Source organism: Chryseobacterium gossypii, assembly GCF_041361455.1.
In the GTDB taxonomy this organism is placed as follows: domain Bacteria; phylum Bacteroidota; class Bacteroidia; order Flavobacteriales; family Weeksellaceae; genus Chryseobacterium; species Chryseobacterium gossypii.
Genome location: NZ_JBGCUR010000001.1, coordinates 176708 through 190509, shown reverse-complemented (window position 1 = coordinate 190509; position 13802 = coordinate 176708). Strand labels below are relative to the sequence as shown.

At 40.1% G+C, this 13802-nt stretch carries 7 protein-coding genes; 2 read left to right on the top strand and 5 right to left on the bottom strand.

The window, feature by feature from the left end; translation table 11 throughout:
- Positions 1-3 precede the first annotated feature (3 nt).
- The 5 genes from ABMQ40_RS00925 to dnaK all read right to left on the bottom strand — a co-directional run bounded on the left by ABMQ40_RS00925 (position 4) and on the right by dnaK (position 10470).
- Positions 4-2397, bottom strand: coding sequence for an IQM protein middle domain-containing protein (locus ABMQ40_RS00925; protein WP_370895576.1), 2394 nt, complete (start codon positions 2395-2397; stop codon positions 4-6).
- A gap of 69 nt (positions 2398-2466) precedes the next feature.
- Positions 2467-2946 carry a hypothetical protein gene (locus ABMQ40_RS00920; protein WP_370895574.1) on the bottom strand — a complete coding sequence of 160 codons (480 nt, stop codon included), beginning with the start codon at positions 2944-2946 and terminating at the stop codon, positions 2467-2469.
- A 2-nt stretch (positions 2947-2948) separates the two neighbouring features.
- Positions 2949-4511, bottom strand: a complete 1563-nt coding sequence (locus ABMQ40_RS00915; RefSeq protein WP_370895572.1) for a hypothetical protein — start codon at positions 4509-4511, stop codon at positions 2949-2951.
- Positions 4512-4538: 27 nt separating this feature from the next.
- Positions 4539-8105 (bottom strand): hypothetical protein, encoded by a 3567-nt coding sequence (locus tag ABMQ40_RS00910; protein WP_370895570.1) that lies wholly within the window; start codon positions 8103-8105, stop codon positions 4539-4541.
- A gap of 466 nt (positions 8106-8571) precedes the next feature.
- Positions 8572-10470, bottom strand: a complete 1899-nt coding sequence (dnaK, locus tag ABMQ40_RS00905) for a molecular chaperone DnaK (protein WP_370895568.1) — start codon at positions 10468-10470, stop codon at positions 8572-8574.
- Positions 10471-10723: 253 nt separating this feature from the next.
- Between dnaK and ppk1 the strand changes: the two genes are divergently transcribed.
- On the top strand, positions 10724-12796 hold the full coding sequence (ppk1, locus tag ABMQ40_RS00900; RefSeq protein WP_370895566.1) for a polyphosphate kinase 1: 2073 nt from the start codon (positions 10724-10726) through the stop codon (positions 12794-12796).
- Positions 12793-13677 (top strand): Ppx/GppA phosphatase family protein, encoded by an 885-nt coding sequence (locus ABMQ40_RS00895; RefSeq protein ID WP_370895564.1) that lies wholly within the window; start codon positions 12793-12795, stop codon positions 13675-13677. The genes ppk1 and ABMQ40_RS00895 overlap by 4 nt, the downstream gene beginning before the upstream one ends.
- Positions 13678-13802: the final 125 nt, after the last annotated feature.

Sequence of the window (13802 nt, the reverse complement as noted above, 5' to 3'; positions counted from 1 at the left end):
TTATTAATAATTTGATTTAAATATAATTTTTTCCTTTGTATTTTCTAAATTAAAATAATGCCTTGCTTGTAATTCTTTTAAAGTATTTATCTTCATATGTTCAAGACTAATCATATAATGACCAGTATCATTAGTTATCTCTTTAATAACACCTCTCTCTATATATATTTCACCCCCAGCTGATATAGGTTTTCCAGCTAGAAAAGAAGAGTGATGAAACTTGCCATAAGCATAGTTTTTAGACAAATACAACTTCCCGTCATCAGACATTACAAATATTGCTTTTTCTGTTATAATTGGTTGTCCATTTGGTAAAATAGAAATACTTCCATTGGTATCTACTAAGTTTCCTTCTACATCTACTATTTTGTCATATTGAACAAAAATTTCATAAGCTTCTCGTTCTTTTTCAGAGAGATACTTTACCCCTTTTTCAAATTCTTTTTTCGAGCCATTTGTATAGATTCTTTCCAAATCTTTTGTCTCATATTTTCCTCCGGATGCCGGTTCTTTATCAAAATACTGCCAAGTGTCGTCAAGCGCTTCCTCAAGCACATTTACAAGTTTTTCTTCACTGTAGCTTGCCTGTTTTACTTTTTGCATAAGATCTGCATAAGGCTTAATATATTTATTTCCTTTTGCAACAGGCAACCCTCTATAGGCAAGTATATATTCTTGTTTACTTGCCTTACCTGTTTCATTAGCAATTTCTATAAAAGCTGCGCCTACATTTCCTAATCTGGCTCCGGTAATATTATCAAAGAAACCACCACTCGGAGCTACCCATTCTGTTGTTTGCAAAAAATGTAACTGACTACGTTCAAAACGTCCCGAATTTAAATCCAAAAATAAGGAAATTGCCATTGTTTTCAAACCCTGCTGCACATTGGTTGCAGCTTTAGGCAATAATACAAATAGCCCTTTGTAAGCAGCTACAATAAGCTGTGGTCCGGCTATAATGGCTCCTCCTGTACCATAGATAAGATCCCAGTCCTGCAGAAACCTTTCTCCTCCAGGAAGCTTTGCGATTTCCTCCCGAAGAGCCTGCACCGTAAGATCTATGCCTGCTAAACTGAGATCTGCCATAGCAGCGAGTATCAGATACGGATTTCCTGTAGTGGCTAATGTAGCAATTCCGAGGGTAACCGCCAAAATATCTGCCGTAATACGGATAAATTCGTTGATCTCCGCCCAGTTTTCTGCATCCGCCCATGCTTTCACAAAGATAGCCGGAACCATCATGGTTGCCGGAGGCATTGGTTCTCCGGTTTCCGGATGGATGGTCTTTTCATCTTCATTAATAAAGTATACCATTTCTAGCGGGAAATATTGCCTACCCTCTTCCAGATCTGCCGCAACCAGTTGTGTTGCATTAGGGTCTCCCTCTTTGGGGATAATTGCAGTTCTTTGCAGCATTTCCTTCTGCTGCTGTAAAAAGAATGTTTTTTCATTGGATTGCCCGAAACCCAATAAGGGGCCTGAAAGCTCCATTACATTTGTGCTCACTTTATACCCTTTTCCCATTCTGAACGTAGGTGCCCCTGCTTCGGGCCTATTGGGTGAGAACAGACAATACTGCATCAGAATGTTAGCAAAAATGATACGGTTGGATTTCATTTGTCCTTCAAATTCACTCATCTTATCCAGATTATAGTAAATTCTGTTGCAAAGTTCCGGTTCTTTTTTAAACCGTTCCAATAAATAGGCAGGGCTTGAAAATGCCTTAAGCACATTCACCAAAGCTGAGCTTCCGTCTTTCCAGCCGCTCCAAAACCCGGTATCATCATATTGTGCAAGAGTGATAAGATGATCCATAGCCTTTTCGTCATCCAAAACCATTCTTTCAAAAACAAAATCCGGTGTATGGGAATAAAGGAAGAGAAGCTCTTCCGGGCTGCCTGCTTTCTGAAAATAAAACTGATAAATATTTGTGAAATAATTAAGGTAATCAAATGAAGAATCTTTTTCAAAATCCCCATACCCGACATACATCATCAGATTTCTAAATTCCTGGTAAGAAAAGGTTTCCAGTACAATGGCTTTTCTTCGGCGGAGATTTTCCGTATCCGCATCCCTGTGAAAATAATAGTTCAACTGAAAGCTTAGCTTTTTTTCAGCCAAATCAATATCAAATCCTATTTCACATTGTGTCTGTGACAGATCTACCAGTTCCTTATTCTTATTGAGATAGGTTTTCAGCCGTATTACATTTTCTGATGTATCTTTTACCGAAGTCTGTTCGGCATGCCAGTCATAATCATCGATATCATATTCCAATATAAAATGATTGGGAATAGTATTAGATCTCCGAAGGTTATAACACAGATACTGTTTATTAATAAAGTCATCAGTTCGCCATTCTTTGCTTACTATATCCCTGATTTCTAATGTTTCCATAATGTTTCTTTTTCAATTGAACATAAGTAAAAAGGCAGAGTTTTCAGGCTCTGCCTTATAGCATGATGTTTATGAAAGCTTATCCAGCTGGTCTTTATGGTCTTTTACAAACTGCTGCAGATAATGCGTTAAAAACTCTAAAAATCCGGTCTTATCGTTTTTCAGCAGCCAGAGTATGTACTTATAGCTCGGGACCTTCACCTTATCGGCGAGCTGGTCTTCTTGCGGCTCTCTCAAAGGAAGTTCAATGAGATTGCCGGAGTCATCAAGGAGATAGCTCCATGTTTCCTTATAGATGATCCATTCCGGAGTAGGTAAAGAGATCTTAACCTCTTCACCGGTCTCTTTATTTTTCAGCACCTGCTCATACCTGAACGAGATAAACTGCTGTTCGGATTTGGCGTCAATATCCAGCACCCTGATACTTCTGTTGAACTGGGGAAGGGTCGGGTGTGCCTGCAGTGGTAACTCTGCAAGGTTCAAAGTTGTTTCTTCAATATTCTTAATAGTTTCCCGGATATCTTCCGGTATGATTAAATGTTCGTTCATGATTAAAATGTATATTGTTCTAAAATGTTAAATGATGTTGTGGTAGCAGATGGCGAATTTCCCATCATGGCAAATAAGCTTAAAGCAATAGCCGGAGCAGACTTTGTATAAATTTGAGTTGTATTATTCATGGTAACAGCTATGGTAAAAAGTCCGTTATTACGTATGATCTGCACTTCGGCATTGTAAATTCCCCAAAGATTAACACCCTGTGATCCTAGGTCTGGGAACACTCCAATTCCTCCGCCTCTGTAGTTGATGGTTCCTCTACATTTTATGACTGACAAGTCACTAAGGCTGACAACATCAGTACTGTTACAAAGACCGATTACAAAGGGGGTATTATTATCAAATCCCGCCTGGACATTGGTAATATTCACACCTATTCTTAAGTAGAAATTGTCATCTACACCAAATAATTCACTGGATTTACCTACCGAAACAGTTGTTAAGTCGCCGCTCTGATATGCCTTATTGGCAGGATTGCTATTATAGGTAACCGAACTGTTACCTCCTATCATTGTATTAGTATCAGGGGTATATTCTGCATAAGTCCACGTTAAGGAAGGTACAAATGGTACTGTTGAAGTAACAACCTGAAGCATGGTATTAGCGCCTGTTAAATAATAGGCAACGCCATTCCATAACCTTATTTTATATTTTCCTTCCGGAATGGTTGAAAAATTAAACCAAAAAGAAAGATCAATGCCATTGTTATTTAGCTGAACTTGTGATGCCGGAATTTCAGCCACTACTACAGGGCTTACATCTGTGCTGGTTTCTGTGCACAGCTCTATTTTAAAAGTAGCAGGAGGTAAATTTAAATTAGCTCCTTTCAGTGTGATCCATGAGGGCTTATTTTTCCGGTCCACAATAGGCGGGGATATGGAAGCTACACTCATTGTAGAAGTGGTCCAGCCCCCGTTCATGGCAGTCTTCCAAGCTGTTTTTTCAGCATTTGAAAGCGTGGTTGGCAGACTTAAAAAAGGCTGCTTTCCATTGGTTTTTCCAACACGGCCGGAAGCATTCTGAGACAGGAATGTATCAAAGGTGGAATCATTGGAAACATCGTTCAATCCTGTGATCGAGTAATAAAGCCCGGAAGTATTCAGGGTCCAGTTGGCTCCTAAAGTAAGCCCCGCCCCGGCTATTGTGGTCAGGGATGAATTGGCCACATTTTTCCCCAGATCTCCCGCCGGTAGTTTGGCTGCTTCTCCGCTATCATTCAGACCGATAATTTTTGGATAATCCTGGGCATTACCGTCCGCTGAAGGAATCTCTAATTTTTGGTTTAATTTTTCTCTCGTATCGCTATTGTACATAGCCTGGGTTGAAATCCCTTCTGCAATCAGATCCAAATCCGAAATGCTTACATGATCATCCGATAATTCCACCGGGATCGATCCATCCACCACGGCATGGGTCTTTAAATCTCCATTAGCATCTACAGCATAATCCGTGTAGGTAGCAGATCCTAATGCCGCTACCTGGTAAATAACATTGGTCTCTCTTTCTCCAGCCGGAGGCAATGCATTTACCCTTATAATTTTTCCTATATTCGACATAAGTTTTGTTTTTTAATTAAAGGTTTCTTAAAGCCAGTCTCCTGTAATGATTTTTTCTTCTTCACCAGGTTCTACTCCGAGAAGATTATCATTGGACTCAAAATTGGTGTCACAGACATCTCCCAGATCATCATCAAACTTTACTCCCGGCTCACAGTGGCAAGGCAATGCTTTTTCCACTTTCAGGCCAATAGAGCCTGCCTGAAGAATCGTAAGGGAAGTCGGGATTTTTTCTCTCCATGGTTCACCCTCTTTAGTAGCTTTTTGAGCACGCAATTCATCCACAATAGATAAGAATAAAGGATCATCAATCACCGGAACTTCTCCGCCATTCCAGATCTGTCCGGTTGCCATGAAGTGTCTTACCGCTTCCTCAAATCCGGGCCTTACCGTAACAATAACCCTTGCCATTCCGGATTGCATAAATGCTCTGAAGATCGGATCATTATCGTCAAACTGATACAAATCTGCCCATGACTTCCTTTCACCCCAATAGTATGGATAGAAATGATAGCTCATGATTTCCCATTCAAAAGCCTGCTCCATAAACTTGACAAATGCAGCGTATTGATCCAGATCGTGATCAACTAAAATATCTGTATTGGTAAATGTTTCAGTAGCAGCGCTGTCATTGGTATAATATCTCTTCTTACCGAAAGTAAGTGTTGCGTTTGGATTCTGGTTCAGCATATAGGAAATACAGTTTCTTCTCAAAATCGTGTTTTCTATCTTTCTGTAGAATCCAGGGTTAGATCCCTTGATCTGAGTACCTATGGCTTTTGCGTCTGCCAGCGCAGTTTCATATTTGGCAAGTTCCGTTTCATATGCCTCAATAATTTTGTTGAAAGCTTTTTGCAGCCATCCGTTCTTGTATTCTTCCTGCAGAACACATTTAATATTTACCGTTGCATGGAAATAGTGTGCATTTGTCGTAGCAATGGTGATAGGAACTTCTCTGACAAATCTTAAAAAGCCACCCGCACTATCATTACCTCCTACAAACAGACTGGCGCCATTTCCCCATCCGTTATAGCCGGGAAAAGCATTGGCTCTCTGCACAACAAAAGATTCCGTGATATAATGTTCCGGGATGGCAATAGTATCTGATTTTGATGAGGCTTGTTTTGATTCCGTGGAAGAATAGTCTATTGCTTTTCCAACATACACTACCGGTTCCAATCTTTCGTCAACTTCTACATTATAGTATCCCAGCCAGTATTTTAGTTTTGTTGAATCCGCAAGTGCGCTCCAGTCTTTGATCTGCATGGCAGCGGCTTCCCTTGGATCGATTGGCTTTATCAGTTGATTTTCGGTATTATTGCTAACCTTCATTCCCAATGAATGCAATTTGGCAGGCTCCGGAATCATGAATTCGAACATCATACGTTTTCCATAGTTGTAGATCTGGTTTTTCACCACCTTATCCACCCAACGGTAAACGCCCACAACATGGCTGCTGCCTTTCGTATTGTCAAAACCATGCTTGTTGTTTTCTTCGTATTCTTCAAGAATTTTATCTATACGCTCTTCTTTTACTTTGGTAACGATTCTGTCCAATGCTCTTGCCGTGATTTCCTTAGCTTCGGTAACAGCCTGTCTGATGCTTTCCTCTTTAGAATTATGAGTAGCATAGTTGGCAGCCGTATTCAGCATATATTTCGGTGAGACACTGCTTCCTCCACCCCATCCGACGCTGAACCCTGCCTGGGTGGCAAAGTCTTTGGATTCCTGGAGAATTTTAGAAACTTCATTTTGCATTTCATTTCTCTCAGTAGACGTGGTATCTGTCAGCTTTTCTTTTTCGGATTCCGTAGATTTTGTAATCTGGGATTCGCTGCGTTTTAACCTTCTTGTCGATTTTTCCCTGTACTCCCTTGCCATAATGTTTTCGATATGGGAAACATCTCCTTCCACATAGCAATAAGTGCTTTGCTCTACTTTTCGGTAATCGGCAATCCCTATGTTTTTCATTCCGAATCCTGAAGGAATAAAAATATCATTCGGGTTAACCGGAGTTCCCGGATTGGCTGGCGGATTTCCTGTGCCCGGATCTGTTGGCGGGTTCCCCTTATCTTTTAAGGTAAATGTTCCCGGACCTTCAAATTTATAAGTATTGCTTGAGGTCACATTTAAGGTTGCCTGCATGATATAGACCAGCCCGTCATTAAGCGTCACTTCTCCCTCCAGCTCTATTATTTCATAATTTTCAATAATTCTTCCGGGAATACGCTGGTTATCACTAAATAGTATGCTCACATTGGGAGAATTATAATTGAATACCTCAGAAGAACTTACAATGATCTGCCCTCCACCTTTAACATGAAAGTTTCCGCTTACAATATATTTAGGCAGGCTCAGATCAGTGGAAATCATCATTAAATGATCAAATGACATTGTAATAGTAGAAGTTCTGGCGAAAAAAGGAATAATCGTATTGCCGGCTACTGAATTTGTGACCGGAACTACTACCCCTCCTACGGTTGTAGAAATTTGAGGATTCAGAACCGTATTATTTACAATGGTTTGTTGCAGTAACTGGCTATTCTGCTCAATTGCCTGAAAGATCTCCGTAAATGTGGAAATCCCGTTCAATGCCGTAGCCGGATCGGAAGCGCCAAAAATCCTGCACAAGGAAGCAAGATTATCCTGCTCTAATTTTCGGGACAATTCATCCGCCTGGATTTCCGGACGGAATTCAAATGTAAAAGCTGAAATTTCAGGAACCGGAATATATTTTAAGTTGGATAATGCCTCATGGTTTTCGGCTGCCATAAAAATTTCCTTCTGATATTCCTGCTCTTTTACCAGATTATCATATTCTGCCTGTACAGGTTTTATTTCTTCCAGATATTTTGAATATGCTTCTTTATAATTTTGATCATATTCTTTCAGATAAGCTTTTTCCAGACCTTCCAAAGCCGAAGCCAAACTCTGATTTGCTTTAAGGTGCATTGAAGCTTCCGCCATCTGCATGCTTTTTTCACTAAAACGAACTTTGGGTATGATGGTTTCATTATTTGAAGCTGTTGAATTTGAAGCGGAACTTGCTTCCATTTTGAAAAGTTCCTTGGGAAGAACTACTTTGGCTTTTATCACATCATCATACTGCTCCTGCCTGGCACCATCGTAGTTGAGCAGGATATGATTCAAATGCAGAAACTGCATTAACGTTTCCTTGGCATAAAAGTCTTTTTGGGTAACTACCTGGTAAATAAGATTATCCCAGATCTTAGAATCAATTACGATGATGGGATGCTGCAGCTGTTTGTATTCATTGATCTTGGCATCAAATTCAGCCTTCGTCACTTTGGTCTTATTTCTTGCGACCCAAACGGCCAGATCATAAAATGCAGGGTCAATTGCTTTTAAAGATTCTTCGGAAAGTATGGTCAGGGGTAAATCTTCGGGTCTTTCGCATAGTTTCTTTAGTGTTGTGGACGAATTTAATTTGGCATCAAATACACCGTTTTGAGACCTGAAATCCCTGAAAATAAATCTTCTTTCCTTGTTTTTCGGATCTGATAATTCAGCGTTACGCATGGTTGCGAACCTGAATAAAGTTTGCGAGCTATTATTTTGGTTAATGGCTTCCATTTTTGTAAATTTGGTTGGTTTTAAATAGGTTAAGATTTGAAGGCTCTTTTTAGTAGAGTAGCTTCGGATTTTAGCCTTATTTTTTTAGGTGGTTTCCGGCAAAGGATATCCACCATGACCTTTAATATCCATTTTCATTTCCCGTCTTTTTCTGGATACAAAGATCAGTACTCATAGCGACAGAACTCGTCGTTAAAATTTTTATTTAGGAAAAAATCAACCAGACATCAGGATTCAGAGAACTTCCATATGAGAATCAGAATTGCAAGCAATATATTATTGGCTTTAGGTAAAACGTGTTGGCGAAAGATATCAGGATAATTCTTCAGACCAGTTAAAATAGCAGCAGAAATAAAAGGGCATGTCTGAATCAAAAAGCTTGTTCCGGAAAGTACCGGCATAAAAAAACCGCTGTAAGCATTACACTTACAGCGGTTTTTTTATGGTTTACTCTTTATATGACTATTTACTTTACTTCCTCGAAGTCTGCATCCTGTACATCTTCACCTCCAGGGTTGTTTCCTCCGGGGTTCTGAGCACCCGCATCAGCACCCTGTGCCTGCTGACCTGCAGCGTAAAGTTCTTCTGAAGCGGCCATCCATGCTGCATCCAAAGCTTCTGTTTTAGCTTTCACATCATCAGCATTTTTAGCTTCGAAAGCAGTTTTCAATGCGGCGTGAGCATTTTCAATAGCAGTTTTTTTATCCGCAGAAAGCTTATCGCCAAATTCTTTCAACTGCTTCTCAGTCTGGAAGATCAGGCCGTCAGCTTTATTGAAGATCTCAACCTCTTCTTTTTTCTTGGCATCCGCGGAAGCATTCTCCTGAGCTTCTTTTTTCATCCTTTCGATTTCCTCTTCGGAAAGACCTGAAGAAGCCTGGATTTTAATAGACTGCTCTTTACCGGTTCCTTTATCTTTGGCAGAAACGCTCAGAATACCGTTGGCATCGATATCGAAAGTTACTTCAATCTGAGGAACTCCTCTCGGTGCAGGCGGGATATCTGTAAGATCAAATCTACCGATCTCCTTATTGTCGTTGAACATCGGTCTTTCTCCCTGTCCTACCCTGATGCTTACAGCCGGCTGATTATCAGAAGCCGTAGAGAATATTTCAGATTTTTTGGTTGGGATCGTTGTATTCGCTTCAATTAATTTAGTGAATACGGAACCCATGGTCTCGATACCTAAAGAAAGCGGAGTAACGTCAAGAAGCAATACGTCTTTTACATCTCCTGTTAATACTCCTCCCTGGATAGCCGCGCCAATGGCTACAACTTCATCAGGGTTAACACCTTTAGACGGTTTTTTACCGAAAAATTTTTCCACTTCTTCCTGGATGATCGGGATTCTTGTAGAACCACCTACCAGGATCACCTCATCAATATCGGAAGTAGATAATCCGGCATCCTGAAGAGCTTTTTTACAAGGTTCCATGGATCTTTTTACAAGATCTGCCGACAACTGTTCAAACTTAGCTTTAGTTAAGGTCTTCACCAGGTGCTTAGGACCTGTAGCCGTTGCGGTGATATAAGGTAAGTTGATCTCCGTTTGTGGTGAGGAAGACAACTCGATCTTAGCTTTTTCGGCAGCTTCTTTCAACCTTTGAAGAGCGATCGGGTCTGCTTTCAGATCCACACCTTCTTCAGATTGGAACTCCGAAGCCATCCAGTTGATGATCACATCATCAAAATCATCACCTCCCAGGTGGGTATCACCATTGGTAGACAATACTTCGAATACACCATCACCCAGATCAAGGATAGAGATATCGAAAGTACCCCCTCCAAGGTCATATACCGCAATTTTCTGGTCTTTATGGTTTTTATCCAAACCATACGCCAGGGCAGCAGCTGTAGGCTCGTTAATGATCCTTTCCACTTTAAGCCCGGCAATTTCCCCGGCTTCTTTAGTAGCTTGTCTTTGTGCGTCGTTGAAGTAGGCAGGAACAGTAATTACCGCTCTTGTCACCTCTTGTCCAAGATAATCCTCAGCTGTTTTCTTCATTTTCTGAAGAATCATCGCAGAGATTTCCTGCGGAGTATATTCTCTATCATCGATTTTTACTTTCACAGTATCATTAGGCCCGCTTACCACTTCATAAGGTACCCTTGCAATCTCACTTCCGTCATCTTTAAAATGAGTACCAATAAACCTTTTAATAGAATATACTGTTTTCTTTGGATTCGTTACAGCCTGTCTTTTTGCAGGATCACCAACTTTTCTTTCCCCGTCCTCTGTAAACGCCACGATAGAAGGAGTGGTTCTTTTCCCTTCCGCGTTAGGAATAACAACAGGGTCCTTACCCTCCATTACAGCAACACAAGAGTTGGTTGTTCCTAAGTCAATTCCAATTATTTTACTCATAATATTTTATATTTTTCTAATTTTAAGTTCGTTTTACATTCTGAATTTCTCAATATTTATACCATCTGCCATTTTGTGACAAATTGACACACATACCTTTCGTGCATTCATTATTCATCTCAACATTATGTTAAATCATGCTATTCAAGACACATTGCGCATCTGCAATGCTTAAAATTTAATCTAAGTTTAACTTCTAAAATGACCGGGAAAGCCTACTTATTATTATTTTTGATAAAATATAAACCAAAGAATGTCATTACATTTTAATCCAAGAGATATTACATGGCTTGCCTTTAATGAAAGGGTTTTACAGGAAGCTATGGATGACAAGGTCCCTTTGCATCTTAGAATCCGCTTTCTGGGAATTTTTTCCAACAATCTGGACGAATTTTTCAGGGTTCGTGTCGCGGGTTTGAAGCGTGCCATGGATTTTAAAGAAAAAGTTATTGCAGAATCTTTTTTCCAGCCTCCTTCCAAAATTCTGCAGAAGATCAACGAGATCGTCATCAGGCAACAGCAAAACTTTGATAAAACCTGGAAAAAAATCCAGGATGAGATGGCAGATCATAAGGTTTTTATTAAAACTCCAAAAAATCTGACCTCCAGGCAAAAGGAATTTGTAAGAACCTATTTTGATGAAGTGGTAGAATCCAATGTGATCCCCATTCTGCTTCATGAGAATACTCCAATGCCTTACTTAAGGGATAAAAGTCTTTATCTGGGTGTCGCCATGAGGAAAAAGGACTGGCAATATTCCAGCAACTATGCCATTATTGAAATTCCGTCCCGTTTTGTGGGAAGGTTTGTACTGCTTCCTACGGAAGATCCGGAAGAAAAAAATGTAATGCTGCTGGAAGATGTGATCACCTTCAACTTACCCCATATTTTTTCTTATTTCGGATATGACGAATTTGCAGCCAATGCGTTTAAGGTTACCAAAGATGCCGAACTGGATCTGGATAATGATATCAGGACCAATTTTGCAGAGAAAATAGAAAAAGGTCTCAAAAACAGGCGAAAGGGCAAACCCACCAGATTTGTGTTTGATAAGGATATGGATAAAGCCCTGCTTGAGCTGCTTATCCGGAAACTGAACTTAACCAAAAGAGACAGCATCATCCCCGGAGGCAAAATCCATAATTTTAAACACTTCATGGATTTTCCCGAGGTCTTTGAAGCTTATGAAAGACCTGTGGAAAGAACTTCTTTTTCACATCCCGCTTTTGAGCATGGGGAAAGGATAACGGATGTCATTTTAAAAAAGGACGTTCTCCTTACTTTTCCCTATCATAAGTACAACCCGGTAATCGACCTTCTCCGGGAAGCGGCAATGGATCCGGATGTGAAATCTATCCAGATCACGGCCTACCGTTTAGCCAGCAACTCAAAAATCATCAATGCCCTGATTTATGCGGCAAGGAACGGGAAAGAGGTAACGGTAATGCTTGAGCTCCAGGCCCGTTTCGACGAGGAGTCCAACCTTGAATGGAAAGAAATTCTTGAACCGGAAGGTGTAACAGTGCTGATAGGAATTCCTGATAAAAAAGTACATGCCAAGCTCTGCGTTATCAAGAAAAGAGCACATAACAAGACCATCCAGTATGGCTTTATAAGCACCGGAAACTTTAATGAGAAGACAGCCAGGATCTACGGAGACCACCTGCTGATGACGGCAGACCGCGGCATTATGGCAGATATCAATAAAGTATTCAATGTGCTGAAAAAACCCAAAGAAGATTATCTGCCGGTTTTGAAAACCTGTAAAAACTTGTTGGTCTGTCCTCAGTTTATGCGGGACAGGATCATACATCATATTGAAAAGGAAATAGAAGAGGCCAAAGCGGGAAGAAGAGCTGAAATGATCATTAAGGTCAACTCCCTGAGTGACCGTGAACTGATTACCAAATTATATGATGCTGCCAAGGCAGGAGTTATCATCAGAATGATTGTGAGAGGAATATACTGTGCTGTCAACCAGAAAGACTTTAAAGAAAAAATTAAAGCCATAAGCATTGTTGACGAATACCTGGAACACGCCAGGGTAATGTATTTTTATAATAAAGGCTCCGAAGACATCTACATCTCTTCCGCAGACTGGATGACAAGGAATATGGACTACAGAATTGAAGCTGCAGTAAAGATTACCGATAATGACCTTAAAAATGAATTGAAAGATATTCTGGACATTCAGTTGAAAGATAATGTAAAAGCTCGTATTTTAGACAAAAAATTGAGAAACGAATACGTACGGAATGATAAAGACGAGTGTCGTTCTCAGATTGAAACGTATAAATACTTAAAAGCCAAAACAAACAAGAAATGAAGATTGCAGCCATAGACATCGGGAGTAATGCAGCCAGACTTTTGATCAATGAAGTTAAGATCAATAATAAACAACCGGAATTTATTAAGCTTAACCTTCTGAGAGTCCCGCTGAGATTGGGAATGGATGTTTTTACTCTTGGAAAGATTGGTGCGGAAAGAGAAAAAATGGTAATTGATTCTATGAAAATTTTCAGTGATCTGATGAAAATTTATAAAGTAGATCATTACAGGGCCTGTGCCACCAGTGCCATGCGTGATGCGGCGAATGGCAAGGATATCATTGAAGAGGTAAAGAAAACATCCGGCATAGACATTGAGATCATTTCCGGGGATGAAGAAGCTACCCTGGTATATGAAAACCATATTGCCGAAGGCTTGGACAAAGAATTTGCATATCTGTACGTAGATGTGGGAGGCGGTTCTACGGAACTTACCTTTTATGAAAACGGGAAAATGAAATATGAAAAATCTTTCAACATCGGAACCATACGGTTACTGAACAATCTGGTTACCCTGGATAACTGGAAAGAAATGAAAGAAGAAGTCAAAACCTATATTGTCAGCAAGAAGCCTATCGTGGCTATCGGTTCGGGCGGAAATATCAACAAGGTCTTCTCAATGAGCAAGACCAAGGACGGCAGACCGATGTCCCTGGCACATCTCAAAAAGGTATATAAGGAATTTGACAGTCTTTCTGTGGATGAAAGAATGACCCGATACAATATGAGGGAAGACCGGGCTGATGTTTTGGTCCATGCACTGAAAATCTATAATAATATAATGTCCTGGGCTGATATCAAAAGAATTTTTGTTCCTAAAATATCCGTGGCAGACGGGCTTATACATAATATTTACAGCCAGCTGCAGGATAAAAAGTAGAAAAGCTAAGATTCATATATCCAGATCCGGCCAGTTATGGCCGGATTTTTTATTCCTGCTTTTGAGGCTCAGGGATTTATCTATACCGGCAATTTATGATAGAGTTAAGATCATCCCAAAATTTT

Bases quoted from the DNA above. Each gene is read 5' to 3' on its own strand.
- ABMQ40_RS00895 (WP_370895564.1), top strand. From the start codon at position 12,793: ATGAAGATTGCAGCCATAGACATCGGGAGTAATGCAGCCAGACTTTTG.
- ppk1 (WP_370895566.1), top strand. From the start codon at position 10,724: ATGTCATTACATTTTAATCCAAGAGATATTACATGGCTTGCCTTTAAT.
- ABMQ40_RS00915 (WP_370895572.1), bottom strand. From the start codon at position 4,511: ATGTCGAATATAGGAAAAATTATAAGGGTAAATGCATTGCCTCCGGCT.
- ABMQ40_RS00925 (WP_370895576.1), bottom strand. From the start codon at position 2,397: ATGGAAACATTAGAAATCAGGGATATAGTAAGCAAAGAATGGCGAACT.
- ABMQ40_RS00910 (WP_370895570.1), bottom strand. From the start codon at position 8,105: ATGGAAGCCATTAACCAAAATAATAGCTCGCAAACTTTATTCAGGTTC.
- ABMQ40_RS00920 (WP_370895574.1), bottom strand. From the start codon at position 2,946: ATGAACGAACATTTAATCATACCGGAAGATATCCGGGAAACTATTAAG.
- dnaK (WP_370895568.1), bottom strand. From the start codon at position 10,470: ATGAGTAAAATAATTGGAATTGACTTAGGAACAACCAACTCTTGTGTT.